Source organism: Citrobacter sp. C348, assembly GCF_047467975.1.
Taxonomy (GTDB): domain Bacteria; phylum Pseudomonadota; class Gammaproteobacteria; order Enterobacterales; family Enterobacteriaceae; genus Citrobacter; species Citrobacter gillenii.
This window is the reverse complement of record NZ_JASJUJ010000002.1, coordinates 223689-249656: the sequence shown is the minus strand read 5'-3', so window position 1 is coordinate 249656 and position 25968 is coordinate 223689. Positions and strand designations below refer to the sequence as shown.

Here is a 25968-nt window from a genome sequence, read left to right as displayed (position 1 = left end):
CGCTCAACTTAGTATAAAAAAGCAGGCTTCAATGGATAAATTTCAAAGCCCGGAGCAACCTGTGAACATTTCATCAGTTTCCCGTCTGGCGCTGGTAATGGCTTTTGGCGTGACGCTGACCGCCTGTAGCGCAACCTCGCCCGATCAAATTCCTTCCGACCAGACCGCGCCAGGCACCTCCTCGCGCCCGATTCTGTCGGCCAATGAAGCCAGCAATTTTGTCGCGGCTCATTATTTTTCTGCACTGACGCCAAACACCGCGCCGTGGTCCCCTTCTGCGATTTCTCTGCCCGCACAGCCTGATTTTGTTGTCGGCCCGGCAGGGACTCAGGGCGTCACCCACACCACCATTCAGGCGGCGGTGGATGCAGCAATCATTAAACGCACCAACAAGCGTCAATATATTGCGATCATGCCGGGTGAATATCAGGGCACGGTTTATATCCCGGCAGCAACGGGCAGCCTGACGCTGTACGGCATGGGCGAAAAACCGCTTGATGTGAAAATTGGCCAGGCAATTGACGGAGAGATGAGCACCGCTGACTGGCGTCGTACGGTCAACCCAGGCGGCAAATATATGCCGGGTAAACCTGCGTGGTATATGTTTGATAATTGCCAGAGCAAGCACGGTACCAACATTGGCGTACTGTGTTCTGCGGTCGTATGGTCACAAAACAACGGTCTGCAGTTACAGAACCTGACCATCGAAAACAACCTCGGCGACAGCGTGGATGCAGGTAACCATCCGGCCGTTGCTCTGCGTACCGATGGCGATAAAGTACAGATCAACAACGTCAACATTCTGGGTCGTCAGAACACCTTCTTCGTAACCAACAGCGGTGTACAAAACCGTCTGGAAAACGATCGTCAACCGCGTACGCTGGTGACAAACAGCTACATTGAAGGCGATGTGGATATTGTTTCTGGTCGCGGCGCGGTGGTATTCGAAAACACCGATTTCCGCGTCGTCAATTCTCGCACCCAGCAGGAAGCCTACGTGTTCGCACCTGCCACGCTGTCGAACATTTATTACGGTTTCCTTGCCGTCAACAGCCGCTTTACGGCTGCCGGTGATGGCGTGGCGCAGTTAGGCCGCTCACTGGATGTCGATGCTAACACCAACGGTCAGGTGGTGATCCGCGACAGCGTGATCAACGAAGGCTTTAACATGGCGAAGCCATGGGGTGACAGCGTAATCGGTAAGCATCCGTTTACCGGCAACACCGGTGCGGAAGACGACAAAGGTGAAATCCAGCGTAACCTGAACGACACCAACTTTAACCGCATGTGGGAATACAACAACCGCGGTGTGGGTAGCAAAGTGGTTGCCGAGCCGAAGCAGTAAACGTCATTCTCTTATGTAGGCCCGGTAAGCGCATGCGCCACCGGGCAATGTGCCGGATGGCGACGAAAACCGCCATCCGGCCTACAGTAAGCCTTACATCAAACGCGCTTTATTCGCGTTAATCAAACTTCCTGCCTTGATGATTTCACGCTCTTCCGCCGTCAGACTTTCCATATACAGGCTAATTTCACTGACCGACCCATTCTCATACAGTACGTATGCGGTAATCTCGCGACTGCATGCGTCCAGCGCGCGACGAATACCGGGAATGTAAATATAATCACCCACCTCGAAAGACGGCTTCCCGATCATTTGCAGCGGCAGCATTCCCCAGTTGATGACGTTGGAACGGTAACGCTTGGTGGCATATTCCTCGGTGATATTCGCCAGCCCACCAATCACGCGCTGGCAGCTTGCCGCTTGCTCACGCGCGGAACCATCTCCCGGTTTGACGGCATAAATCATGCTGCCAATCCCCGTTTCCAGTGGCACAACATCTTCCTGACCGGCAATCTGACGAATACGGTCGAAGATAGGTGACAATGCGCTGTTTACACCACCAGCCCGTCGCTGTTTTTCCAGCTCAGCAGTAGCTTTACTCCTCCCCACATAACCGGGATCCCGCCGTGAAAGCGTAAATTCCGCCAACCCTAAAGGATTTGAGCGATAGGACGACGTCTCCCCGGATGGAATCAGCTCGTCGGTCGTCGTCACTTCATCAAGAATTTTCGAGGCGACCTTCAACAAAATATTGTCAGTCAGTGCGCCAAGCTCCGGCCAGTCTTTAATATTGGGACCATAGATTAACGCCTGCTGCGTGGCACCTTTCACAAAGCCCTGATACACACGACTTTTATAAGGCGCAGGGTCAAATGCATAGGCCGGAATTTCGTCCCAACAGTCCAGGTCGGTTGCCGGGGTCAGGAATCCGCCGTTTACCGCCGTTGCGGCTATGGAACGCGCGTCCATCAGCGCCACGGCTGACATTTGCCCGTTGCCCGGCTTCGAGCCTTCGCGGTTAGGGAAATTACGTGTGGTATGGCGAATGCTCAGCCCGTTATTGACTGGTGTGTCACCCGCGCCGAAGCAAGGGCCACAGAACGCAGTTCGGATAATGGCGCCCGCGCCCATCAAATCCGCCACCACGCCTTTCTTCGCTAAGTCCATAAACACCGGCTGTGATGAGGGGTAGACCGCCAGCGAGAAGGTGTCGCTACCGCAGGATTGACCGCGTAGCGCACTGGCTGCGGCAATCACGTTTTCGTAGTTGCCGCCCGAGCACCCGGCAATGATCCCCTGCTGTACTTTTAAACGCCCATTCTCAACTTTGTCGAGCAGTGAGAGGCTGGCTTTCCCTTGCGCGATACGCGCAGATTCAATTTCGATCCCGCGAAGAATATCGGTGAGATTCTCATTGAGGGTGTCAATTTCATAGACGTTGCTGGGGTGGAAAGGCAGCGCGATCATTGGCTTGATGGCGCTCAGATCAACATAAATACAGCCATCGTAATACGCCATCGGCTGCGGGTTCAGCAGGCGATAGTCTTGCTCACGGCCATGTAGCGCCAGCCAACTGCGGGTTTCGTCATCCGTTTGCCAGACGGAGCTCAGACAGGTGGTTTCTGTCGTCATCACATCAACGCTGTTGCGAAAATCCGTGGAGAGCTGCGCAATACCCGGACCGACAAACTCCATCACTTTATTTTTGACGTAGCCGTTTTTAAACACCGCGCCGATAATAGCTAGCGCGACATCCTGCGGCCCCACGCCAGGTGCCGGTTTTCCGGTCAGATAGACCGCAACAACGTCAGGATAATCAACATCCCAGGTATCGTTTAACAGTTGCTTGACCAGCTCGCCGCCACCTTCACCGACTGCCATTGTGCCCAGTGCGCCATAGCGCGTATGGCTGTCTGAGCCGAGGATCATTTTTCCGCCGCCGGCCATCATCTCACGCATATATTGATGGATCACCGCAATATGTGGAGGCACAAAAATGCCCCCATAGCGTTGCGCCGCGGACAGCCCGAACAGATGATCGTCACCGTTAATGGTCCCGCCTACCGCACATAATGCGTTATGGCAGTTGGTCAACACGTAAGGCAACGGGAAACGCTCCATGCCTGAGGCTTTCGCTGTCTGAATAATGCCGACAAAGGTAATATCGTGTGACGCTAATGAGTCAAACTTAATTTTAAGCTTGTTCATATCTCCCGACGTATTGTGTGCCGACAGAATCGACCAGGCGATAGTCCCTTTTTTCGCGTGATCTTTTTCGATATGCCCGGAACAATGTTCCTCGGTTAACAGTTCATTGTTTTCGGAGAGAAAGACGCCTTTCTCATATAATTTAATCATCACATACTCCATGGTACAACGCCCGCACAAATACCGTGCACAAAGGCATTGTTAATCAATAAATTTAATAGGCTGAAGATTGACGTGTTATTTACAACATATTCCAGTCAATCAACATGCTCCACCACCATACGCCCAGGGTGATATGCACAATAAAAGTTAAGAATGTCAGCATGCCGCCAACCAGCCACCACGATTTAATGTCGTTATAGCCCACACCGAAAATAACCGGACCCGCCGCGCCGCCATAATGGGTTACCATTCCGCCATATGAGTTAGAGAAGAGTAATGCCAGAGCCGTTAACATCAGTGGTGCACCAGAGACATTCGCTAACATGGCAAAGACGGGCATCATCGCCACAATATAAGCGCTACCGGAAGCGAAGAAATAGCGGACAATAATACTCAGGAACAAAATAACGAAGAAGGCTACATTGCTATGATTGTCAAAAGAGAGGTTATTTTTGAACAGTTCAGCTAACCAGTCAAAAAACTTCACTTTCGATAATAAAGAACTCAGGCCAATAATTCCGCCGTACCAAATTAAGGTATTCCAGCCCCCTTTATTTTTTACCACATCATCCCAGGTCACTACGCCCAAGAGGAGCATCGCGCCCATCACTACAATGGCCACCGTTGATTCATCAACGCCGAGGCTTTTACTGAAGATCCACCCTAATAGTGCAAGAACAAAAATGCCCAACAGCATTTTTTCTCGCCCTTTCATCGGCCCCAGTTCCTGGAGCCCGGCTTTGGCGATGGTTTTGTTATCCACTTTGGTAATTTCAGGCGGATACATAAAGTAGATAACTAACGGAGTCAGGAGCAACATCACAATACCAGGTAAACTCGCCGCCAGCGCCCATCCGCCCCAACTTAACTGCAGGTGACAGATATCGTTAATCATTTTCAATGCCAGGATGTTGCCTGCCATGGCGGTAAAAAACATATAGCTGGTGGTTTTGGTGACCATATAGACCGTCATCATCAGGTAGTGGCCAACACGGCGTGGGCTTCTGTCTGGTTCAGACCCCAATGCCACCGCCACGCTATTGATGATTGGCAGCACAATCCCTCCCGCTCGCGCGGTATTCGATGGCGTTGCCGGCGCCAGAACCAGGTCCAGAAATACCGTGACGTAGCCCAGCCCCAGCGTGGTGTTACCTATTTTGCCGATCAGAATATAGGCGATGCGCTTGCCCAGCCCCGTGGTCACAAAAGCGGCACTTAGCGTAAATGCAGAGAAAACCAGCCACGTGGTGCCTGACGCATAACCGCTGAGAACGCTGCTGGTTTTTAGTACGCCGTGACCTAAATTACCGACCACGACCATTGATGCCGCGACGGCAATCAGCAACACGACCGGCTCAGGAAAAGGTTTGATCACCAACCCGACAATAGCGGCAAGATAAATACCGAAAAGAACCCAGGCCAGTTCCGTTAATCCTGCTGGCGCAGGAATAATGCCAATAATACAGGGGATCGCCAATATAACGATTAGCTTCCATAATGATTTCACATTCATGTGGTATTCCTGATTTATACGTACAGGCAATCTCGCGAAATAAATCCAGTATCCGCGATGCATAACCGTTTTAATTAACGTTATGCGGGAAGGTAAACCTCACCAGAAAATATTTTCCGGGCGGTGCGAATCACCGAGGCACGAATAGCCGTAGCATCATCACTTTCATTACTCAAATAAATATCCAGTGAGCCACCGGGGTGTTCAATGCTGATATTTCCATACCCTACCCCCGGTGCTACCTGCTGAGTTACCGTCCCAGCAATCACGCAACTGCTGGCAATGGCAATAGCGCCAGTGATCGCCAGCGCTTTATGGCAAGCGTGAGGCATAAAATAGCGCACAGTAATTGCACCACTCTGCTGCGGCGCTGAAATAAGGATAGGTTTAGGAATGACCATATTGGAAACATCCCCTAACCCCATAGCCAGCCCTGCCTGACAGCGAATAGATTCCATGCGTGCTAATAATTCTGAGTCAGCATCCAGTTCTTCCGGTGATTCATAACCGGTTTTGCCCAGATATTCAGCGGGAATAATCACCACCGGTGTCGCCATATCTATACAGGTCACCGGAACGGTATCAAAATAATCACGATGGTTCCCCGTTGGGAAAATACGTCCTGTTTTGGATCCCGCAGCATTCAGGAACGTGAGTGCCACAGGCGCTGACGTACCCGGTACGCCGTCTATTTTTACCGGGCCTTCATATTCAACAACACCTTGCGGCGTCTGCACATCGGCTTCAATAAATGTATTGGTGTTTATATTGCGAATCCGTACGCGCGTCGTCGGCGCTGTGGCGGCAATCAGCCCATTTTCGATGGCGAATCCCCCGACGGCGGAAAGCATATTGCCGCAGTTTGGCGTGGTATCGACACGTTGTTCATGCACCAAAACCTGAGCAAATAAATAATCAATATCTGCCTGTGGGTCGGTTGAACGGCTGATAATCGCCACTTTACTGGTTAGCGGATTACCCCCACCAATACCGTCGATTTCCAGCGCATTCCCGGAACCCATAATTTTAATCAATACATCATCACGCTGCGTTTTCTCTTGTGGTAGATGTTCTGCTAATAAAAATGCGCCTCTGGAGGTTCCTCCACGCATCATAACGCAAGGTATTTTTTTCACGCCAATGTCCTCAACTATATTATTCATATTAAAGACAGGATTACATGCGTGAAATACGCTGGCTAATGACTTTGTTGTCGTGATTAGTGACTTTTTTTTATTAATTCAAGATTAACAATGGCAGGTAAACTGGTCGCTCTATCAGGACAGAACGTCCCTTAACCTTGTCTGGAGTCGGAATGAAACATGAATTATCGAGCATGAAAGCATTTGTCACGCTGGCAGAGTCCAATTCTTTTAACAATGCGGCTAAGTTACTTAATATTACGCAACCTGCATTAACACGTAGAATAAAGAAAATGGAAGAGTATTTACACACTCAACTATTTGAGAGAACAACCCGCAAAGTCACATTAACAAAAGCAGGCCAGTTGTTATTACCAGAAGCGCGTGAATTAATTAGAACCCTAGATGAAACAATCTTTAATATCAGCAAAATGAATACACATTATCACGGGATGGTAACGTTATCCTGTATCCCTACCGCCGTTTTCTATTTTTTACCGTTGGCGATCGGCAAATTTAATGAGCTATATCCCAATATTAAGGTGCGAATTATTGAACAAGGTACGAATAATTGTATGGAATCCGTACTTTGCAACGAGGCTGATTTTGGCATAAACATGAACAACATCACAAATTCTTCCATTGAATTCACCCCGCTGGTTAACGAACCCTTTGTTCTGGCATGTCGGCGCGATCATCCGCTCGCCCATAAACAGCTGGTCGAATGGCAAGAACTGGTGAATTGCAAATTAATAGGCGTGCGTTCGTCGAGCGGTAACCGATTGCTGATTGAGCAACACCTGGCAGATAAACCGTGGAAGCTGGATTGGTTTTACGAGGTTCGCCATTTATCCACCTCGCTTGGCCTGGTGGAGGCTGGGCTGGGGGTTTCCGCGTTGCCAGGGTTGGCCATGCCGCACACGTCGCATCCAACTCTGATCGGCATCCCGCTGGTTGAGCCCGTGATTAGGCGCACGTTAGGCGTTATTCGGCGTAAAGATGCGGTGCTCTCTCCTCCCGCTGAACGCTTTTTTTCTCTGCTGTTAAATCTGTGGGCCGAAGAGAAGGACAACTTGTGGCGACCGATTTCCGATCTCCAGGGGAAACAGAGTGCCTGATGGCGGCTAATGCCTTATCAGGCCTACGAAGCGTGTGCTTATCGTAGGCCATTTGGCATAAAGTCTTAGTATTCGTTGATCACGACCCACATCGGGCCTTGTCCAACCGCATAGCGACCTTTCTCGGTCAGCAGTCCCTGCTCACCCGCAATGTCATACACCGCAATGTGGTGCGATTTCTGCCCGGCGGCAATCAGGTATTTTCCGCGGCTGTCGATATTAAAACCACGCGGCTGGGTTTCGGTAGGCTGGAAGCCCTCTTTCGTCAGCACGCTTCCGTCTTCTGAGACGCTGAAGACCGTAATCAGACTGGCGGTACGGTCACAGGCATACAGGTGACGACCATCAGGCGTGATGTGAATATCTGCCGCCCAGCGGGTGTCGGAGAAATCAGCTGGCATCATATCCAGCGTCTGTACACACTCAATTTCTCCGTGCGGATCGTTCAGTTCCCAGACGTCAACAGAGCTGTTCAGCTCGTTGACGCAATAGGCGTACTGATGATTCGGATGGAACGCCATGTGACGTGGCCCCGCGCCTTCTACCGTCGTCACTTCCGCCGGATCCTGTGCGATCAGCTTGCCATCATCACTGAGGCCAAATAGACAGATACGATCCTGCTTCAGTGCGGGAACCCACAGCGTGCGGTTATCCGGAGAGATATTGGCCGAGTGGCACCCGTCCATACCTTCCACTACATCCACCAGCTCAACCGGCAGGCCATCCTCCAGACGCGTGACGCTCACATTGCCCGCGTTGTACGATCCGACAAACACAAAACGCCCCTGATGATCGGTCGAAATATGCGTCGGGCTGCCCGGCAGCGCAGATTCTGCAGCAAAGGTCAGCGCACCGTCATCCGGCGCAATGCGGTAGGCCAGCACGCGAAACTCGGGACGCACGCCAACATACAGATAGCGCTTATCCGGGCTGACGACCATCGGCTGCACCTGACCCGGTACATCAACCACCTGTGTCAGCGTCAGTGAACCGTCGTGATTCAGGCTCCAGACGTGGATTTGCTGACTCTCAGGGCTGGCGGTATAAACGGTTTGCTTCATGAATGCTCCTTTTACTTTTTGGCAAGTGACTGCAATTGCCTGACACACGCCTAAGGTAGACGCTTTTAACGGTGAATGCTTAATTAAGACTCAGAATTTTGTCCGGTTGCCGACTCGGTGTACCATGCCCAAAGACACAATTCTCAACCTTAATCTGGAATAACTGATGACCACTCGCGTGATTGCCCTGGATTTAGACGGTACGTTGCTGACCCCGAAAAAAACCTTACTGCACTCTTCTCTCGAAGCGCTCTCGCGCGCCAGAGAAGCCGGCTACCAACTTATCATTGTCACGGGTCGCCATCACGTTGCTATTCATCCTTTTTATCAGGCACTGGCGCTGGATACACCTGCAATTTGCTGTAATGGCACTTACTTGTATGATTATCAGGCAAAAAAGGTTCTGCAATCCGATCCCCTTCCCGTAGATCAGGCGCTGCAACTGATCGATCTGCTGGAGGCACATCAGATCCACGGTCTGATGTATGTCGACGACGCCATGCTGTATGAGCGCCCGACCGGACATGTGGTGCGTACCGCAAACTGGGCGCAAACCCTTCCACCGGAGCAGCGCCCGACCTTCACCCAGGTTCCTTCACTGGCGCAGGCCGCACATGATGTTAACGCCGTGTGGAAATTTGCCCTGACCGACGAAGACATTCCTAAGTTGCAGCAGTTTGGCAAGCACGTTGAGCAACAGCTGGGGCTGGAGTGCGAATGGTCATGGCACGATCAGGTCGACGTGGCCCGCAAAGGCAACAGCAAAGGAAAACGCCTGACCCAGTGGATTGAAGCACAGGGCGGGTCAATGGAGAATGTCATCGCCTTTGGCGACAACTTTAATGATATCAGCATGCTGGAAGCCGCAGGCACCGGCGTGGCGATGGGTAACGCAGACGACGCAGTCAAGGCCCGCGCCAATATTGTGATTGGCGACAACACCACCGACAGCATCGCCAAATTTATCTATTCTCACCTGCTGTAATCAGGCGGTTATCGACACGCTCTTAATTTGCGCGTACAACCACAGGCCAGGTTTGATACCCAGTTCATCCCTGGCCCACGGGCTGATCCTCGCCCACAGAGTTTTACCGCCGACCTCAAGCTGCACTTCCACCTGCCCGTTATCGTCATAGCACTGGGCAACCTTGGCGCGCAGTATGTTACGAATACTGGTCTGCTGCGGCGGTTGTAATACCAGTGAAACATCCGACGCCTGAATACGAATGCGCAGCGCAGTTTGCAGCGGTTTATCCAGCTTATTGACCCACAGATGCTGATCGCCCAGCGCCAGCGCGGTCATCGCATAATGCGGGTGATGCTCCAGTACGTTAACTTTCAGTATGCTACTCTGCTGCTCTTTCGGTAGCCAGGGGTGCATCACGCTACTCCCCCAGACATCCTCCAGCGAGCCAAATGCTTTGACCTGACCGTTCTCCAGCACCATCACTTTATCGGCCAGATGCAAAATCTCATCCAGCGAATGGCTGACATACAGCATCGGGATGTTGATTTCGCGCGCCAGGCGTTGCAGGTAGGGTAGCAGTTCACGCTTACGCGGAATATCCAGTGACGCCAGCGGCTCGTCAAGCAGCAGCAACTCAGGCGCGGTCAGCAGCGCCCGACCAATGGCCACGCGCTGTTTTTCACCGCCGGAAAGGCTACCAGGCAGGCGCTCGAGTAGCGGTTCAATCCCTAACAACGTCACCAGCTTATCAAACTGCCCGGCCATGCTTTTCGCCATGCCGTAGCGCAGGTTACCGCGCACTTTATAATGCGGGAACAGGCGCGCATCCTGAAAAACGTAGCCGACCCGGCGTTTTTCAGGGGTTAAACAGATGCCATTTTCTACATCGTTCAACACCCGACCGTTGAGCACAATGCGCCCGGACTGCGGCTTCGTCAGTCCGCTAATGGCGTTAATCAGCGAGGTTTTGCCCGCCCCGGACACGCCAAAAATCGCGGTAATGCCAGTGGCGGGTAACGTTTCGTTGAGCGTCAGACAGTGCGAGCCTAACGTCTGGGTGAAATTCAGTTCCAGCATGATTATCGCCCCGTCCGTTCGCGGCTGATGCGCGCCAGCCACTCAGAAATCAGTAGCGAAATTAACGCCAGCACAATAGAAATCATGCAAAGTCTCGCCGCCGCGCTTTCACCGCCAGGAGTCTGGATCAGGGTGTACATCGCCGAAGGGATAGTGCGGGTTTCGCCAGGAATATTGGAAACGAAGGTGATCGTCGCGCCGAACTCGCCGAGCGAGCGGGCAAATGCCAGCACCGTGCCGACAATAATGCCCGGTAGCATCAGCGGCAAGGTGATGGTCAGGAATACGCGCCAGCGACCGGCCCCCAGCGTACGGGCGGCCTGTTCCAGCTTGACGTCCACGCCTTCAAGCGCCAGACGGATGGCCCTCACCATCAGCGGGAAAGACATCACCGCCGCCGCCAGCACCGCGCCGCGCCAGCTGAAGGCAAACGTAATACCAAACCAGTCGTACAGCCGCTCGCCGATAAATCCGCGTCGCCCCATGGCCACTAACAGCAGATAACCGACCACCACCGGTGGCAGTACCAGTGGCAAGTGCAGCACGCTGTCGAGCAGAGCTTTACCTGGAAACGTGCAGCGCACCAGCAGCCAGGCAAAGAAGATCCCAAACGGCAGGCTGAACAGCACGGCCAGGGAAGAAACTTTCAGGCTCAGTATAACGGCCTGCCATTCAGGATCGCTGAGTATCATTACTTGGTCGTAAATCCATAACGTTTAAAGATATCAGCAGCCTGCGGTCCCTTCAGGTAATCATAGAACGCGCTGACCGTGGCGTTGGAATGCCCATCAACAATCGCGACTGGGTATTCGACTTTTTTGTGTGAATCTTCCGGGAAAGTGGCTATCACTTTGACGCCTTTGCTGGCGACAGCATCGGAACCGTAAACAATCCCCAGCGGGGCTTCGTTACGCTCGACCAGCGCCAGTGCGCCGCGTACGTCTTCAGCAGGCGCCAGTTTCGGTGCAAGGGTATCCCATGCACCCAGTTTTTGCAGCGCTTCTTTGGCGTAAATGCCCGCCGGAACATGTTCCGGATCGCCGACCGCCAGACGCCCGCCGTTCAACAGGCTGGTCCAGTTGGTTTTACTGTCGATGGCAAAGTCTTTTTGCTCACTGGCTTTCGGTGCCACAACCACCAGGCTGTTTCCGAGCAGCGTTTTGCGCGTTGCAGTATCAATAGATTTTTTGTCTACCGCGTAATCCATCCATTTCTGATCGGCAGAAATAAACAGATCGGCGGGCGCACCGGCTTCAATCTGGCGCGCCAGCGTAGAAGAAGAGGCAAAAGAGGAGACAACATCAACGTTCTTCTCTTTTTTATACTGTGCCGCAATGTCCTGCATCGCGTTAGTCAGCGACGCCGCGGCGAACACTGTGATTTTGCTTTCATCCGCCAGTGCATGTCCGGCGACAGTTAGAGAAAGTGTTGCCCCTGCAAACAAGCGTAACCATGTACGTGCCATCTGTAACTCCTTTGAGTTTCGTTATGTACGCGCAAATATAACGAGTAATTCAGGGTTTTCCTAGTGGTTATTGATACCCATCAGAGATTACATAGAGAAATTATCGGCAGGAAAAGCAGGATCTTGAGAAGCTATAGGCACAGAAAACGGAATGGAAGGTGAAAAAGATAAACGCCCGACTGAGCGGGCGTTTGGGGAATCAATGGTTCTGCTTGGACTGATCTTTCTGACCGATACCGGAGAAAATGTTGAACACTTCACCCAGTCCGTAAATCAGCCCCAGAATGATGGCCATCACCACAGGAACCATGATTACGGCGAATACCAGACTTTTCAATAACTCTAACATGATCAACTCCAGATGTAGTCCTTAGCTGTATTTTAACCACATAACACAGAAATGCACTCCCCTTTTGTGCGGTCGGCTTTGCGCGCGCGCGGTTTTCCGTCACAATATCCTTTTTGCCAGGAGCTTGATATGCAGGCCGAAATCCTTCTTACGCTGAAACTTCAGCAAAAGCTGTTTGCCGATCCCCGCCGCATTTCGCTGCTTAAGCACATTGCGCTTTCCGGCTCTATTAGTCAGGGCGCTAAGGATGCGGGCATCAGTTATAAAAGCGCCTGGGATGCCATCAATGAGATGAACCAGCTTAGTGAGCAAACGCTGGTAGAGCGCGCCACCGGCGGCAAGGGCGGCGGCGGCGCGGTGTTAACACGCTACGGCCAACGCTTGATCCAGCTGTACGATTTACTGGCGCAAATCCAACAAAAAGCTTTTGATGTATTGAGCGATGACGATGCGCTGCCGCTCAATAGCCTGCTGGCGGCCATCTCCCGTTTTTCACTGCAAACCAGCGCCCGTAACCAGTGGTTTGGCACCATTACCGCACGCGACCACTCTCAGGTTCAGCAACATGTCGATGTCCTGCTGGCTGATGGCGAAACGCGGCTGAAAGTCGCGCTGACGGCGCAAAGCGGCGAAAGGCTGGGACTGGATGAAGGTAAAGAAGTGCTGGTCCTGCTGAAGGCACCATGGGTGGGGATCACCCAGGACGACGCCATCGCCCAGGCGGCCGATAACCAACTACAGGGAACCATCAGCCATATTGAGCGTAGCGCCGAACAGTGCGAAGTGTTAATGGCGCTGCCCGATGGCCAGACGCTATGCGCCACGGTTCCGTCTGAAGACGCCGCGACACTGCAAGAAGGTGCTAACGTCACCGCGTATTTCAACGCCGACAGAGTGATTATCGCGACGTTGTGTTGAGTCGATTGACATCGGCTCGCAGAACACGTATCCCTGTTGTTTATTGCTGCAAAACATGGGATATAAAATGTCATCGTTGCAAATTTCGCAAGGCACGTTTCGTCTGAGCGACACAAAAACGCTTCAGTTGAATACGTTGACGTTGAGCGCGGGGGATAGCTGGGCGTTTGTCGGTTCTAACGGCAGTGGGAAATCCGCGTTAGCGCGTGCGCTGGCGGGGGAGTTGCCGCCGTTAAAAGGCGAGCGCCGCTGTCAGTTCACGCGCATCACCCGACTCTCCTTTGAGCAGTTGCAGCAACTGGTCAGCGACGAATGGCAGCGTAATAACACCGATCTCCTCAGCCCCGGCGAAGACGACACCGGACGCACGACGGCAGAAATTATTCAGGATGAAATCAAAAATCCAGCGCGATGCAAAGCGCTGGCGCAGCAGTTTGGCATTGCGCATCTGCTCGACAGGCGTTTCAAATACCTCTCTACCGGCGAAACACGTAAAACCCTGCTTTGTCAGGCGCTGATGTCGGAACCGGAATTGCTGATCCTGGATGAACCGTTTGACGGGCTGGACGTTGCGTCACGTCATCAGTTAGCGGATTTGCTCGCCACGCTGCATCAGGCAGGTATTACGCTGGTGCTGGTCCTCAACCGCTTTGATGAAATACCCGAGTTCGTGCAGTTTGCTGGCGTACTTGCCGATTGCACGCTGACTGAAACCGGCGAGAAAGCCGGTTTACTGCAACAGGCACTGATAGCCCAGCTTGCGCATAGCGAGCAGCTGACCGGGATTACTTTACCCGAACCCGATGAGCCCTCCGTACGCCACATACTGCCTGAAAACGAGCCACGTATTGTGCTCAACGATGGCGTAGTCTCGTATAACGATCGCCCTATCCTTCATCATCTGAGCTGGCAGGTTAATACGGGCGAGCACTGGCAAATTGTCGGCCCAAACGGCGCGGGGAAATCCACCCTGCTCAGTTTAATCACTGGCGATCATCCGCAGGGTTACAGCAACGACCTGACCCTGTTTGGCCGCCGCCGGGGCAGCGGTGAAACTATCTGGGATATTAAAAAACATATTGGTTATGTCAGCAGCAGCCTGCATCTGGAATACCGTGTCAGTACCACGGTACGCAACGTGATCCTCTCCGGTTATTTTGATTCAATTGGCATCTATCAGGCGGTTTCTGACCGACAGCGCAAGCTGGTACAGCAGTGGTTAGACATTCTGGGTATCGATAAAAGAACCGCCGATGCGCCGTTTCACAGCCTTTCCTGGGGCCAGCAGCGGCTGGCGCTGATTGTTCGCGCGCTGGTTAAGCACCCTACGCTGTTAATCCTCGACGAACCCTTGCAAGGTCTGGATCCGCTCAATCGCCAACTGATTCGTCGGTTTGTGGATGTGCTGATCGGTGAAGGTGAAACTCAACTACTGTTCGTCTCTCACCACGCCGAAGATGCGCCAGCCTGCATTACCCATCGACTGGAGTTTGTACCTGAGGACGATATTTACGGTTATCGACAAACCTCTCTGCGTTAATTTTCATGCCAGGGCGTTGAACACGCCCTTTTTTGTGCATTTTTTCAGATAAACGCTGAAATAATAACCTAACATAATGATTTAAAATAAAATAAACAATGAAAGCGAGTGAAAATACCACTGTGTAAACGATTCCACTAATTTATTCCATGTCACACTTTTCGCATCTTTGTTATGCTAGGATTATTGCATACCATAGGCTTAACGGAGCGAATTATGAGAGTATTGGTTACAGGTGGTAGCGGTTACATTGGAAGCCACACGTGCGTACAGTTGCTGAAAAATGGTCACGACGTGGTGATCCTTGATAACCTCTGCAACAGTAAGCGCAGCGTACTGCCCGTTATCGAGCGTTTAGGCGCAAAGCATCCGACCTTTATTGAAGGGGATATCCGCAACGAAGCGCTGATCACCGAAATTCTCCACGATCACGCCATTGATACGGTCATTCACTTTGCCGGTCTGAAGGCCGTGGGTGAGTCTGTAGCCAAACCACTGGAATACTACGACAACAACGTCAACGGTACCCTGCGTCTGGTAAACGCGATGCGCGCCGCCAACGTCAAGAACTTCATCTTCAGCTCCTCCGCCACAGTCTACGGCGATCAGCCGCAAATTCCTTACGTCGAAAGCTTCCCCACCGGCACACCACAAAGTCCGTACGGCAAAAGTAAGCTGATGGTCGAGCAGATCCTGACCGATCTGCAAAAAGCACAACCTGAGTGGAGCATCGCCCTGCTGCGCTACTTCAACCCGGTTGGCGCACATCCGTCAGGCGATATGGGCGAAGATCCGCAGGGCATTCCCAACAACCTGATGCCTTACATTGCTCAAGTTGCCGTTGGCCGCCGCGAGTCGCTTGCCGTATTTGGCAACGACTACCCAACCGAAGACGGTACCGGCGTTCGCGATTACATCCACGTGATGGATCTCGCCGACGGCCACGTTGTCGCCATGGAAAAACTGGCGGGTAAACAAGGTGTGCATATTTATAACCTCGGCGCGGGCGTCGGCAGCAGCGTACTGGACGTGGTCAACGCCTTCAGCAAAGCCTGTGGTAAACCGATTAACTACCATTTTGCACCGCGCCGTGACGGCGATCTTCCCGCCTACTGGGCAGATGCCAGCAAAGCCGATCGCGAATTAAACTGGCGCGTAACCCGCACGCTGGACGAAATGGCACAAGACACCTGGCACTGGCAGTCACGCCATCCGCAGGGATATTCGGATTAAGGACACGTCATGACACAATTCAATCCTGTCGATCATCCACACCGCCGTTTTAACCCGCTTACCGGGCAGTGGATCCTCGTCTCACCACATCGCGCCAAACGCCCCTGGCAAGGGGCGCAGGAAACGCCGTCTAAACAGGTTTTACCCGCGCACGATCCAGACTGCTTCCTGTGTGCAGGTAACACGCGCGTAACCGGCGACAAAAACCCGGATTACACCGGCACCTACGTCTTTACCAATGATTTTGCCGCGCTAATGTCCGACACCCCGGACGCACCGGACAGTCACGATCCGTTGATGCGCTGTCAGAGCGCACGTGGAACCAGCCGTGTCATTTGCTTCTCACCCGATCACAGCAAAACGCTGCCGGAACTCAGCGTGCCTGCGCTGACGGAGATTGTGAAAACGTGGCAGGAACAGACCGCAGATTTAGGTAAAACCTATCCCTGGGTACAGGTGTTTGAAAATAAAGGCGCGGCGATGGGCTGTTCGAACCCACATCCGCACGGTCAGATTTGGGCCAACAGCTTCCTGCCCAACGAAGCCGAGCGCGAAGACCGCCTGATGCGCGAGTACTACGCCGAGCAGAAATCGCCAATGCTGGTTGACTACGTTAACCGCGAAGTGGCAGACGGCAGCCGCACGGTGGTAGAAACCGAGCACTGGCTGGCGGTCGTGCCGTACTGGGCGGCATGGCCGTTCGAAACGCTGCTACTGCCTAAAGCACATGTGCTGCGCATTACCGATTTGACCGACGCGCAGCGTGCCGACCTGGCGCTGGCGCTGAAGAAACTGACCAGCCGTTACGACAATCTGTTCCAGTGCTCTTTCCCTTATTCCATGGGCTGGCACGGCGCACCGTTTAATGGCGAAGAGAATCAGCACTGGCAGTTGCACGCGCATTTTTATCCGCCCCTGCTGCGTTCCGCGACCGTGCGTAAATTTATGGTCGGTTATGAAATGCTGGCGGAAACCCAGCGCGACCTGACGGCAGAACAAGCGGCTGAGCGCCTGCGCGCGGTCAGCGACATCCACTTTCGCGAGTCCGGAGAATAACAATGAGTCTGAAAGATAAAACCCAAACCCTGTTCGCTGAGAAATTCGGCTACCCTGCTACTCACGTCATTCAGGCTCCGGGCCGCGTTAACCTGATTGGCGAACATACTGACTATAACGATGGCTTCGTTCTGCCTTGCGCCATCGACTACCAAACCGTGATCAGCTGTGCGACGCGTGACGATCGCATCGTGCGCGTGATTGCCGCCGACTACGAGAATCAGGTTGATGAGTTCTCTCTCGACGCGCCGATTATCGCCCATGACAGCCAGCAGTGGTCGAACTATGTCCGCGGCGTGGTAAAACACCTGCAAAAGCGTAATAGCGCCTTTGGCGGTGCCGATCTGGTGATCAGCGGCAATGTACCGCAGGGCGCTGGCTTAAGCTCCTCAGCGTCGCTGGAAGTGGCGGTCGGCACCGTGTTCCAGCAGCTTTATCACCTGCCGCTCGACGGCGCGCAGATTGCCCTGAACGGTCAGGAAGCCGAAAACCAGTTCGTCGGTTGCAACTGCGGCATCATGGATCAGCTGATTTCCGCGCTGGGCAAGAAAGATCATGCGCTACTGATCGACTGCCGTACGCTGGGTACCAAAGCGGTCTCCATGCCTGAAGGCGTCGCCGTGGTGATCATTAACAGTAACTTTAAGCGTACGCTGGTCGGCAGTGAGTACAACACCCGTCGCGAGCAGTGCGAAACCGGCGCGCGCTTCTTCCAGCAGCCCGCGCTGCGTGATGTCAGCCTTGAGGCATTCAACGCCGTCGCCCATGAGTTGGACCCGATCGTCGCCAAACGCGTCCGCCACGTGATCACCGAAAATGCCCGCACCGTGGAAGCTGCTGATGCCCTGGCAAAAGGTGACCTGCTGCGCATGGGCCAGTTGATGGCGGAATCTCACGCCTCCATGCGCGATGACTTTGAAATTACCGTGCCGCAAATTGATAGCCTGGTGGAGATCGTCAAAGCGACTATCGGCTCCCAGGGCGGCGTGCGCATGACCGGCGGCGGCTTCGGCGGCTGCATTGTGGCGCTGATCCCTGAAGCGTTGGTTCCTGCGGTACAGCAGGCTGTCGCTGCGCAGTACGAAGCGAAAACAGGTATCAAAGAAACCTTCTATGTGTGTAAACCTTCACAAGGAGCCGGACAGTGCTAAACGAAATTCCCGTCATGGCCCCCGATGGCCAGCCGTTTCGTCTGCTGACCCTGCGTAATGACGCAGGGATGGTGGTCAACCTGATGGACTGGGGCGCAACGCTGTTGTCGGCCCGCATTCCTCTGAGCGATGGTAGCGTGCGTGAAGCATTGCTCGGCTGCGCCAGCCCGGAGCAATATCCTGATCAAGCTGCGTTTCTGGGGGCATCGATTGGCCGCTACGCGAACCGTATCGCCAACAGCCGTTACACCTTCGCTGGTGAAACCGTTGAATTACTGCCAAGCCAGGGTGAAAACCAGCTGCACGGCGGGCCGGACGGTTTCGATAAACGTCGCTGGCAAATAGTCAATCAAAATGATCGTCAGGTGCTGTTCGCACTGACCTCTGACGATGGCGACCAGGGTTTCCCTGGCCACCTTTGCGCGACAGCGCAGTATCGCCTGACCGACGACAATCGCATTTCAATCACCTATCGCGCGACGGTCGATAAGCCCTGCCCGGTGAATCTGACCAACCACGTTTATTTCAACCTCGACGGTGATAAAACCGATGTCCGCCAGCATAAGCTGCAGATCCTCGCCGACACGTATCTGCCGGTTGATGCGATGGGTATCCCACACGAGGGCCTAAAGCCGGTGGCGGGCACTTCTTTTGACTTCCGTACGCCAAAAGTTATCGCCAGCGAATTTCTGACCGATGACGATCAGCGCCACGTACAAGGTTACGATCACGCTTTCCTGCTACAGGCACAAGGTGATGTCCGTAAGCCGGTCGCGCTGCTGTGGTCGCAGGATGAAAAATTGCAGATGGAGGTCTACACCTCGGCCCCGGCTTTGCAGTTCTACTCCGGGAATTTCCTCGGCGGCACGCCGTCCCGTGGCCCAGAGGCGTACGCCGACTGGCAAGGTCTGGCGCTAGAAAGCGAGTTTCTGCCGGACAGCCCAAACCATCCGGAATGGCCACAGCCAGACTGTTTCCTGCATCCGGGCGAAGAATACGCCAGCGTAACGGAATACCGGTTTATTCCGGCCTGACGATTGACCATGACGAGTCCAGTATCGGGCTCGTCGTTTATTGCCCTCCCCCAACCTGCTCAAAACCTCATCACCAAAAGACAAAATCGCAACCTTGAGTTCACAAGAACCTTACACTGCGCGGCTATTTTCGCTATGGTTATGCGTAAGCATTGCCGCTGACGCATTACGGCAATATAATGAGAATTATTATCATTCAATGTGATTTATAGGAGTCAATGTATGGCTGTAACTAAGCTGGTACTGGTACGTCACGGTGAAAGTCAGTGGAACAACGAAAACCGCTTTACCGGTTGGTACGATGTTGATCTGTCCGAGAAAGGCGTAGGCGAAGCAAAAGCGGCAGGCAAACTGCTGCGAGAGGAAGGTTACAGCTTCGATTTTGCTTACACGTCTGTGCTAAAACGTGCCATCCACACCCTTTGGAACGTACTGGATGAACTGGATCAAGCGTGGCTTCCGGTTGAAAAATCCTGGAAGCTGAACGAACGTCATTACGGCGCGCTGCAGGGGCTGAACAAAGCCGAAACCGCTGAAAAATACGGTGACGAGCAGGTTAAACAATGGCGTCGTGGCTTCGCGGTCACCCCACCGGAGCTGACCAAAGATGACGAGCGCTATCCGGGGCACGATCCGCGTTATGCTCAACTCACTGACAAAGAGCTACCGGTTACCGAAAGCCTGGCGCTGACTATCGAGCGCGTTATCCCTTACTGGAACGAAACCATTCTGCCGCGCATGAAAAGCGGTGAGCGCGTGATTATCGCCGCTCACGGTAACTCCCTGCGTGCGCTGGTGAAATACCTGGATAACATGGGCGAAGATGAAATTCTGGAACTGAACATTCCGACCGGCGTACCGCTGGTGTATGAGTTCGACGAAAACTTCAAGCCGATCAAACGTTACTATCTGGGTAATGCTGACGAGATCGCTGCAAAAGCGGCCGCCGTTGCCAACCAGGGTAAAGCGAAGTAATTTTTCATCCCGGTTCAAACGAAAAAAGCGTGGAATGCTCCACGCTTTTTTATTGCCGGATGGCAGCGTTGCCTTATCCGGCCTACCGAGCGTAGCCCGGATAAGTTTTTTACCCGCGACGCGCTTTTACCGCTTCTGCCAGCTGACGCAGTACCGCATCAGTATCTTCCCAGCCAATGCAGGCATCGGTAATGCTCTTGCCGTAAGTCAGCGGCTCGCCGCTATCCGGATTCTGATTACCTTCCACCAGATGGCTTTCGATCATTACGCCAATAATCGCTTTCTCACCGCCGGCTACCTGCCCACAAACGTCTGTAGCCACATCCATCTGCTTTTTAAACTGCTTGCTGGAGTTGGCATGGCTAAAGTCGATCATCACCTGCGCAGACAAACCAGCTTTAACCAGCCCTTCTTTCACGTCTGCAACGTGCTGAGCACTGTAGTTCGGCTCTTTACCACCGCGCAGAATGATATGGCAGTCGCCATTACCGCTGGTATTCACAATGGCTGAATGACCCCATTTAGTCACCGACAGGAAACAGTGCGGCGCGCCAGCGGCGTTGATTGCATCGATCGCCACTTTGATGGTGCCATCGGTACCGTTTTTAAAACCAACCGGGCAGGAAAGACCGGATGCCAGCTCACGGTGAACCTGGGACTCAGTCGTACGTGCGCCAATAGCCCCCCAGCTCATCAGATCGGCCAGATACTGTGGGGTAATCATATCAAGGAATTCACCCGCCGCAGGCAAGCCGCTGTCGTTAATATCCAGCAGCAGCTTACGCGCAATGCGCAGGCCATCGTTGATCTGGAAGCTGTTATCCATATGCGGATCGTTGATCAGCCCCTTCCAGCCGACGGTGGTACGCGGCTTTTCAAAATAGACGCGCATGACGATTTCAAGCTCGTCTTTAAGCTCATCACGCAGCGCCAGCAGGCGAGCGGCATAGTCTTTGGCGGCTGCCGGATCATGAATCGAGCACGGCCCGATCACCACCAGTAAGCGATCGTCGCTGCCTTTCAGAATTTTATGAATCGCTTTGCGGGCGTGAGCAACCGTGTTTGCGGCATTTTCAGTAGCAGGGAATTTTTCCAGCAGTGCGACCGGGGGAAGTAACTCGTTGATCTCTTTAATGCGTAAATCGTCGTTCTGATAATTCATGATTATTCCAGCGTTGCCATACTTATATAAATGAATGCAATCCCTCCAATCTATATCTTCAGTTCTAAAGTGTAAACGGGGTTTTACACTTTGGACGGATTAATCCTGGAATAGGCCAAAAAAACGCAATAAAGTAGCGATAAACGAGATCCAAACTACAATTTATAACTGCAACAGCTTATTTTTTTATTAATTTCAATATTCTATGCTGGTTTTAATTTTCATACTGAAATAGTTAACTACCTTCTGAGGATTTAACTGGCACATGCACTGTTGGAAGAGGTTATCCGACATATCGACCATAACAGGAGCATATTATGCAAATGACAAAGCTGGCCTCACTCTTTCTTACCGCCACTCTTGGCCTCGCCAGCGGCGCGGCGTTGGCTGCAGACGCAAACACGCAGTCAAATAACGGTCAGGCGAACTCTTCGGCGGATGCCGGTCAAATCGCACCGGACGCACGTGAGAACGTGGCGCCGAATAATGTCGACAACAACAACGTTAATTCGGGTGGCACCATGCTGCATCCGAACGGTTCATCAATGAATCATGAAGGGATGACCAAAGACGAGATGCACAAAAACTCAATGTGCAAAGACGGTCGTTGTCCGGATATCAACAAGAAGGTAGAGACCGGAAACGGTATCAACAATGACGTAGACACCAAAACCGACGGCACCACCCAGTAAAGCTAAAAATATGGCTAATAACGGGAGAGCAAAAGCTCTCCTTTTTAATTTTGTCAGCCCAAACCCGGTATGATGTCATACAGTAATCATGAGAATAACAAAGGGATGACATTATGGCGCACTCACATACCCCCACTTCCCCTGACCTGCCCAAAGATAATAACGCCCGTCGACTGCTGTTCGCCTTCTGCATTACGGCGGGATTTATGTTCGTGGAGGTGGTCGGCGGGATCCTGTCAGGCTCGCTGGCGCTGCTGGCGGACGCCGGTCATATGCTGACAGATGCAGCCGCGCTGCTTTTTGCCCTGCTGGCTGTCAGGTTTGCTCGCCGACCGCCGACCATCCGACACACGTTCGGCTGGCTGAGGCTCACGACGCTGGCCGCGTTTGTGAACGCTATCGCGCTAGTGGTGATCACCATTTTAATCGTCTGGGAGGCGATAGAGCGCTTCTATACCCCACGACCGGTAGCTGGCGGCATGATGATGGTGATTGCCGTGGCAGGTTTACTGGCTAACGTTCTTGCCTTTTGGGTGCTGCATCGCGGGAGCGAGGAGAAGAACCTCAATGTTCGCGCCGCGGCCTTGCACGTAATGGGCGATTTACTGGGGTCGGTTGGCGCGATCATCGCGGCGTTGATCATCATCTGGACTGGCTGGACGCCAGCGGATCCGATCCTGTCGATTCTGGTTTCCGTGCTGGTACTGCGTAGCGCCTGGCGGTTATTGAAAGATAGCGTGAACGAATTACTCGAAGGCGCACCGCTGTCACTGGATATTCCCGCGCTACAGCGCCACCTCAGCCGGGATATTCCTGAAGTTCGCAACGTGCACCATGTGCACGTCTGGATGGTGGGTGAGAAACCGGTGATGACGCTACATGTGCAGGTGGTTCCCCCGCACGATCACGACGCATTGCTGGAACGCATTCAACATTTCCTGACGCATCATTATCAGATTGAACACGCAACGATCCAGATGGAATATCAGCCATGCAACGGACCGGACTGCCACCTGTATCAGGGACTGTCCGGCCATTCACATCACCATCACTAATGGGAGAGCGCGCGTGAGCCACGTTCGCGCGCGCTGTTCATCCACATCCTGCTGCCGTTAAGCGCAATAACGGTGAGGATCATGTATTCCAGCGACATCGCATACACGCCTTGTAGGGCGAAGATCACCACGCTGATGACGTTAATGATCACCCACAGCAGCCAGTTTTCGACGTATTTCCGCGTCATCAGGATCATCGCCGCAATCGACAGCACCATCATGCAGGAATCCCAGAACGGGAATGCATCGGGTTGCAACTCAGGTGCGGCAACCTGTAATCCCAGCCCTTGCATAATGTTCACGGCCATACGGGTCAGAAACGCGAAGACCGGATCGATAAATACCGTCATCAGACCAATCGCCACCACGCAAGCCGCCAGCCAACTTAGCGCTTTCGGCAGCGGCAGCCAGCGAATTTTCAGCTCAGCCTCATGTTGGCTGGTTTGTCGGGACCAGGCATACCAGCCGTAGATATTGGCGGCAAAAAAGAACACCTGTAATAACAGGCTGGCGTAGAGCTGGATCTGAAAGAAGATGATCGCAAACAGCGTGACGTTTATCAGACCAAAGACGTAGTTGCTGATTTTCTCAAGGCTTGCCAGACCAATACACAGTAAACCAGCAACGGTACCTACCGCCTCAATCCATGACAGATCATATCCGCCCGCGCCGATCGGGATATGAACCAAAATATTCTGCGTGCTAAAAAAATCCATCTTTTCCCCCAGAGCAATAATTTATTTAAGCTCGTAGTGTAGCCGCAAATTCCAGCATGCGGTTTAACGGCAATAGTGCCCCTTCTCGCAGCGCGTCATCAACCTGTATCTCATGGGCTGCCCCACCTTGCTCAAGGCCCTCTGCAATCGCTTTGAGGCCGTTCATCGCCATCCACGGGCAATGCGCACAGCTGCGACAGGTTGCCCCTTCGCCGGCAGTCGGGGCTTCAAGCAACTCTTTGTCCGGCACAGCCTGCTGCATTTTGTAAAAAATACCCCGGTCAGTCGCCACGATAAGCTGCTTATGCGGTAACGTTTTTGCCGCGTTGATGAGCTGACTCGTCGACCCCACGGCATCGGCCATATCAACGATTGATTGAGGCGATTCAGGGTGTACCAGCACGGCTGCGTCGGGATATAACCCTTTCATGCGGGTTAATGCCTGCGTTTTGAATTCGTCATGGACGATACAGGCCCCTTGCCAACAAAGAACATCGGCTCCGGTCTGTTTTTGCACGTAGTTGCCCAGATGCTTGTCCGGAGCCCAGATGATTTTTTCACCTAAACTATCCAGGTGCTCAATAAGTTCAACCGCAATGCTGGATGTCACCACCCAGTCCGCACGCGCTTTCACTGCCGCCGACGTGTTGGCATACACCACCACGGTGCGGTCCGGATGCGCATCGCAAAATGTACTGAATGCGTCGATTGGACAGCCCAGGTCTAAGGAACATTCCGCCTGCAGCGTTGGCATCAGAATGGTCTTTTCCGGGCTGAGGATTTTAGCCGTTTCGCCCATAAATCGGACCCCAGCCACCAGCAGCGTAGAGGCCGAATGCTTTGAGCCAAACCGCGCCATCTCCAGCGAGTCAGAAATGCATCCACCGGTTTCCTCAGCCAGCTGTTGGATCTCCGGGTCGGTATAATAGTGCGCCACCATCACAGCATCGCGCTCTTTTAGCAGGCGTTTGATTTTCTCGCGATAAAATTGTTTTTCATCTTCGCTCAGCGGCAGCGGCTTAGGCGGAAACGGATAAATTGCGGCTTCAGGGTCAAACATCACGCTCATCATGCTTTCTCGTTTTACTGGCTTAACGAAACAACCGAGTAAAAGCGTGACGTACGCCATAATCGGTTAGATTTGTTTTATATGCTAAACAAGATAGCGGATTGGCGTAAAAAAGTCACAATAATTGCGTTGGACAATGCCGGATGGCGACTGGCGTCTTATCCGGCCTACAGGTACGGTGTCGATTTGTAGCTTCGTAGATCTGATAAGCGCGGCACCATCAGGAAAGTAGGTTCGAATCTTATAAATCGCAGATAGTAAAAAGGCGCCTTTAGGGCGCCTTTTTACACTGGTGGGGCGTGCAGGATGACTCGCTTCGCTCGCCCTCCGGGCCGTCGCCGTAAACGGCTCCGTTGTCTCACTGCGTGAGACCCGAACCTGCTGCAGGTTCGAATCTTTGAATTCCGTGCATAGCAAAAAGGCGCCTTTAGTGCGCCTTTTTACACTGGTGGGGCGTGCAGGATTCGAACCTGCGACCAATTGATTAAAAGTCAACTGCTCTACCAACTGAGCTAACGCCCCCATATGGGGTTTACTGCTTTACTCTTTTCAGGAACCCACCGCGGTATTGGTGGGGCGTGCAGGATTCGAACCTGCGACCAATTGATTAAAAGTCAACTGCTCTACCAACTGAGCTAACGCCCCATACGGGTGTTGCCTGAAATATTTTTTACTCGGAACCACCAAAAATAATTGGTGGGGCGTGCAGGATTCGAACCTGCGACCAATTGATTAAAAGTCAACTGCTCTACCAACTGAGCTAACGCCCCGAGTGGTGGGTGATGACGGGATCGAACCGCCGACCCCCTCCTTGTAAGGGAGGTGCTCTCCCAGCTGAGCTAATCACCCGATACTACGCTGGATACTGCTTACTGCTAAGTTAGTGGTGGGGCGTGCAGGATTCGAACCTGCGACCAATTGATTAAAAGTCAACTGCTCTACCAACTGAGCTAACGCCCC

Annotated in this window: 23 protein-coding genes, 5 tRNA genes and 1 other RNA gene; 12 read left to right on the top strand and 17 right to left on the bottom strand. The window is 53.0% G+C overall.

From position 1 onward, the window contains the following. Window positions 1–61: 61 nt before the first annotated feature. Window positions 62–1345, top strand: coding sequence for a putative acyl-CoA thioester hydrolase (locus QNN86_RS05155; protein ID WP_414210713.1), 1284 nt, complete (start codon window positions 62–64; stop codon window positions 1343–1345). Between the two features lie 93 nt (window positions 1346–1438). Here QNN86_RS05155 and QNN86_RS05150 read toward each other — a convergent pair whose 3' ends face one another. The 3 genes from QNN86_RS05150 to QNN86_RS05140 form a co-directional block, all read right to left on the bottom strand. Continuing rightward, entirely contained in the window at window positions 1439–3703 is a 2265-nt protein-coding gene (locus tag QNN86_RS05150; RefSeq protein WP_414210712.1) for a hydratase, read from the bottom strand. A gap of 91 nt (window positions 3704–3794) precedes the next feature. Continuing rightward, on the bottom strand, window positions 3795–5228 hold the full coding sequence (locus QNN86_RS05145; protein WP_117341659.1) for an anion permease: 1434 nt from the start codon (window positions 5226–5228) through the stop codon (window positions 3795–3797). A gap of 80 nt (window positions 5229–5308) precedes the next feature. After that, window positions 5309–6364 carry a 4-oxalomesaconate tautomerase gene (locus QNN86_RS05140; protein ID WP_115259016.1) on the bottom strand — a complete coding sequence of 352 codons (1056 nt, stop codon included), beginning with the start codon at window positions 6362–6364 and terminating at the stop codon, window positions 5309–5311. Between the two features lie 179 nt (window positions 6365–6543). Here QNN86_RS05140 and QNN86_RS05135 point away from each other — a divergent pair, with 179 nt between their 5' ends. Then, the gene (locus tag QNN86_RS05135; protein WP_115259017.1) at window positions 6544–7488 is read left to right on the top strand and encodes a LysR family transcriptional regulator; all 945 of its coding nucleotides are present in this window, start codon (window positions 6544–6546) and stop codon (window positions 7486–7488) included. A 65-nt stretch (window positions 7489–7553) separates the two neighbouring features. Here QNN86_RS05135 and pgl read toward each other — a convergent pair whose 3' ends face one another. Then, window positions 7554–8549, bottom strand: coding sequence for a 6-phosphogluconolactonase (gene pgl / locus QNN86_RS05130; protein ID WP_414210711.1), 996 nt, complete (start codon window positions 8547–8549; stop codon window positions 7554–7556). Window positions 8550–8715: 166 nt separating this feature from the next. Here pgl and QNN86_RS05125 point away from each other — a divergent pair, with 166 nt between their 5' ends. Further along, on the top strand, window positions 8716–9534 hold the full coding sequence (locus QNN86_RS05125; RefSeq protein WP_279277095.1) for a pyridoxal phosphatase: 819 nt from the start codon (window positions 8716–8718) through the stop codon (window positions 9532–9534). Here the strand turns inward: QNN86_RS05125 and modC are convergent, their stop codons facing one another. From modC to QNN86_RS05105, 4 genes are all read right to left on the bottom strand, one after another. Further along, entirely contained in the window at window positions 9535–10593 is a 1059-nt protein-coding gene (modC, locus tag QNN86_RS05120) for a molybdenum ABC transporter ATP-binding protein ModC (RefSeq protein ID WP_414210710.1), read from the bottom strand. Between the two features lie 2 nt (window positions 10594–10595). Then, on the bottom strand, window positions 10596–11285 hold the full coding sequence (modB, locus tag QNN86_RS05115) for a molybdate ABC transporter permease subunit (RefSeq protein ID WP_117341655.1): 690 nt from the start codon (window positions 11283–11285) through the stop codon (window positions 10596–10598). Then, on the bottom strand, window positions 11285–12058 hold the full coding sequence (gene modA / locus QNN86_RS05110; protein WP_414210709.1) for a molybdate ABC transporter substrate-binding protein: 774 nt from the start codon (window positions 12056–12058) through the stop codon (window positions 11285–11287). The genes modB and modA overlap by 1 nt, the downstream gene beginning before the upstream one ends. Before the next feature lie 199 nt (window positions 12059–12257). Then, entirely contained in the window at window positions 12258–12407 is a 150-nt protein-coding gene (locus QNN86_RS05105; protein ID WP_085047482.1) for an AcrZ family multidrug efflux pump-associated protein, read from the bottom strand. A 129-nt stretch (window positions 12408–12536) separates the two neighbouring features. Here QNN86_RS05105 and modE point away from each other — a divergent pair, with 129 nt between their 5' ends. The 7 genes from modE to gpmA all read left to right on the top strand — a co-directional run bounded on the left by modE (window position 12537) and on the right by gpmA (window position 20314). Further along, on the top strand, window positions 12537–13325 hold the full coding sequence (modE, locus tag QNN86_RS05100) for a molybdenum-dependent transcriptional regulator (protein WP_182270153.1): 789 nt from the start codon (window positions 12537–12539) through the stop codon (window positions 13323–13325). A 67-nt stretch (window positions 13326–13392) separates the two neighbouring features. After that, entirely contained in the window at window positions 13393–14865 is a 1473-nt protein-coding gene (gene modF / locus QNN86_RS05095) for a molybdate ABC transporter ATP-binding protein ModF (protein ID WP_182270154.1), read from the top strand. 216 nt (window positions 14866–15081) lie between these two features. Next, on the top strand, window positions 15082–16098 hold the full coding sequence (galE, locus tag QNN86_RS05090) for a UDP-glucose 4-epimerase GalE (RefSeq protein WP_181618947.1): 1017 nt from the start codon (window positions 15082–15084) through the stop codon (window positions 16096–16098). 9 nt (window positions 16099–16107) lie between these two features. Further along, window positions 16108–17154 carry a galactose-1-phosphate uridylyltransferase gene (gene galT, locus QNN86_RS05085; protein WP_181618946.1) on the top strand — a complete coding sequence of 349 codons (1047 nt, stop codon included), beginning with the start codon at window positions 16108–16110 and terminating at the stop codon, window positions 17152–17154. Between the two features lie 2 nt (window positions 17155–17156). Continuing rightward, on the top strand, window positions 17157–18305 hold the full coding sequence (gene galK, locus QNN86_RS05080; protein ID WP_414210708.1) for a galactokinase: 1149 nt from the start codon (window positions 17157–17159) through the stop codon (window positions 18303–18305). Next, entirely contained in the window at window positions 18299–19339 is a 1041-nt protein-coding gene (gene galM, locus QNN86_RS05075) for a galactose-1-epimerase (protein WP_182270157.1), read from the top strand. The genes galK and galM overlap by 7 nt, the downstream gene beginning before the upstream one ends. A gap of 222 nt (window positions 19340–19561) precedes the next feature. Further along, the gene (gene gpmA, locus QNN86_RS05070) at window positions 19562–20314 is read left to right on the top strand and encodes a 2,3-diphosphoglycerate-dependent phosphoglycerate mutase (RefSeq protein WP_096757810.1); all 753 of its coding nucleotides are present in this window, start codon (window positions 19562–19564) and stop codon (window positions 20312–20314) included. A gap of 109 nt (window positions 20315–20423) precedes the next feature. Here gpmA and aroG read toward each other — a convergent pair whose 3' ends face one another. Next, on the bottom strand, window positions 20424–21476 hold the full coding sequence (gene aroG / locus QNN86_RS05065) for a 3-deoxy-7-phosphoheptulonate synthase AroG (RefSeq protein WP_096757811.1): 1053 nt from the start codon (window positions 21474–21476) through the stop codon (window positions 20424–20426). Window positions 21477–21793: 317 nt separating this feature from the next. On the opposite strand from aroG, the gene QNN86_RS05060 reads away from it, so the two are divergent. Continuing rightward, the gene (locus QNN86_RS05060) at window positions 21794–22168 is read left to right on the top strand and encodes a YbgS-like family protein (protein ID WP_181499129.1); all 375 of its coding nucleotides are present in this window, start codon (window positions 21794–21796) and stop codon (window positions 22166–22168) included. A 113-nt stretch (window positions 22169–22281) separates the two neighbouring features. Continuing rightward, window positions 22282–23223, top strand: a complete 942-nt coding sequence (gene zitB, locus QNN86_RS05055) for a CDF family zinc transporter ZitB (protein WP_115259031.1) — start codon at window positions 22282–22284, stop codon at window positions 23221–23223. On the opposite strand, the gene pnuC is transcribed toward zitB, so the two are convergent. From pnuC to QNN86_RS05015, 8 genes are all read right to left on the bottom strand, one after another. Further along, complete coding sequence (gene pnuC, locus QNN86_RS05050; protein ID WP_096757814.1) at window positions 23220–23939, bottom strand: nicotinamide riboside transporter PnuC; 720 nt, start codon at window positions 23937–23939, stop codon at window positions 23220–23222. The two genes, zitB and pnuC, sit on opposite strands and share 4 nt — an antisense overlap. A gap of 25 nt (window positions 23940–23964) precedes the next feature. Next, a complete protein-coding gene (gene nadA / locus QNN86_RS05045; RefSeq protein ID WP_181499451.1) occupies window positions 23965–25008 on the bottom strand; it encodes a quinolinate synthase NadA in 1044 nt (347 codons plus the stop codon). A 290-nt stretch (window positions 25009–25298) separates the two neighbouring features. Beyond that, a non-coding RNA gene (locus tag QNN86_RS05040) (RtT sRNA) lies at window positions 25299–25432 on the bottom strand. A 22-nt stretch (window positions 25433–25454) separates the two neighbouring features. Beyond that, window positions 25455–25530 (bottom strand) — tRNA-Lys (locus tag QNN86_RS05035). Window positions 25531–25577: 47 nt separating this feature from the next. Next, window positions 25578–25653 (bottom strand) — tRNA-Lys (locus QNN86_RS05030). A 49-nt stretch (window positions 25654–25702) separates the two neighbouring features. Continuing rightward, window positions 25703–25778, bottom strand: a tRNA-Lys gene (locus QNN86_RS05025). Between the two features lie 3 nt (window positions 25779–25781). Next, window positions 25782–25857, bottom strand: a tRNA-Val gene (locus tag QNN86_RS05020). 35 nt (window positions 25858–25892) lie between these two features. Beyond that, window positions 25893–25968 (bottom strand) — tRNA-Lys (locus QNN86_RS05015).

Bases quoted from the DNA above. Each gene is read 5' to 3' on its own strand.
- QNN86_RS05125 (WP_279277095.1), top strand. From the start codon at position 8,716: ATGACCACTCGCGTGATTGCCCTGGATTTAGACGGTACGTTGCTGACC.
- modF (WP_182270154.1), top strand. From the start codon at position 13,393: ATGTCATCGTTGCAAATTTCGCAAGGCACGTTTCGTCTGAGCGACACA.
- modE (WP_182270153.1), top strand. From the start codon at position 12,537: ATGCAGGCCGAAATCCTTCTTACGCTGAAACTTCAGCAAAAGCTGTTT.
- aroG (WP_096757811.1), bottom strand. From the start codon at position 21,476: ATGAATTATCAGAACGACGATTTACGCATTAAAGAGATCAACGAGTTA.
- QNN86_RS05105 (WP_085047482.1), bottom strand. From the start codon at position 12,407: ATGTTAGAGTTATTGAAAAGTCTGGTATTCGCCGTAATCATGGTTCCT.
- QNN86_RS05135 (WP_115259017.1), top strand. From the start codon at position 6,544: ATGAAACATGAATTATCGAGCATGAAAGCATTTGTCACGCTGGCAGAG.
- pnuC (WP_096757814.1), bottom strand. From the start codon at position 23,939: ATGGATTTTTTTAGCACGCAGAATATTTTGGTTCATATCCCGATCGGC.
- galE (WP_181618947.1), top strand. From the start codon at position 15,082: ATGAGAGTATTGGTTACAGGTGGTAGCGGTTACATTGGAAGCCACACG.
- modC (WP_414210710.1), bottom strand. From the start codon at position 10,593: ATGCTGGAACTGAATTTCACCCAGACGTTAGGCTCGCACTGTCTGACG.
- zitB (WP_115259031.1), top strand. From the start codon at position 22,282: ATGGCGCACTCACATACCCCCACTTCCCCTGACCTGCCCAAAGATAAT.
- nadA (WP_181499451.1), bottom strand. From the start codon at position 25,008: ATGAGCGTGATGTTTGACCCTGAAGCCGCAATTTATCCGTTTCCGCCT.
- QNN86_RS05150 (WP_414210712.1), bottom strand. From the start codon at position 3,703: ATGATTAAATTATATGAGAAAGGCGTCTTTCTCTCCGAAAACAATGAA.
- modA (WP_414210709.1), bottom strand. From the start codon at position 12,058: ATGGCACGTACATGGTTACGCTTGTTTGCAGGGGCAACACTTTCTCTA.
- galK (WP_414210708.1), top strand. From the start codon at position 17,157: ATGAGTCTGAAAGATAAAACCCAAACCCTGTTCGCTGAGAAATTCGGC.
- QNN86_RS05060 (WP_181499129.1), top strand. From the start codon at position 21,794: ATGCAAATGACAAAGCTGGCCTCACTCTTTCTTACCGCCACTCTTGGC.
- QNN86_RS05145 (WP_117341659.1), bottom strand. From the start codon at position 5,228: ATGAATGTGAAATCATTATGGAAGCTAATCGTTATATTGGCGATCCCC.
- modB (WP_117341655.1), bottom strand. From the start codon at position 11,285: ATGATACTCAGCGATCCTGAATGGCAGGCCGTTATACTGAGCCTGAAA.
- galT (WP_181618946.1), top strand. From the start codon at position 16,108: ATGACACAATTCAATCCTGTCGATCATCCACACCGCCGTTTTAACCCG.
- pgl (WP_414210711.1), bottom strand. From the start codon at position 8,549: ATGAAGCAAACCGTTTATACCGCCAGCCCTGAGAGTCAGCAAATCCAC.
- gpmA (WP_096757810.1), top strand. From the start codon at position 19,562: ATGGCTGTAACTAAGCTGGTACTGGTACGTCACGGTGAAAGTCAGTGG.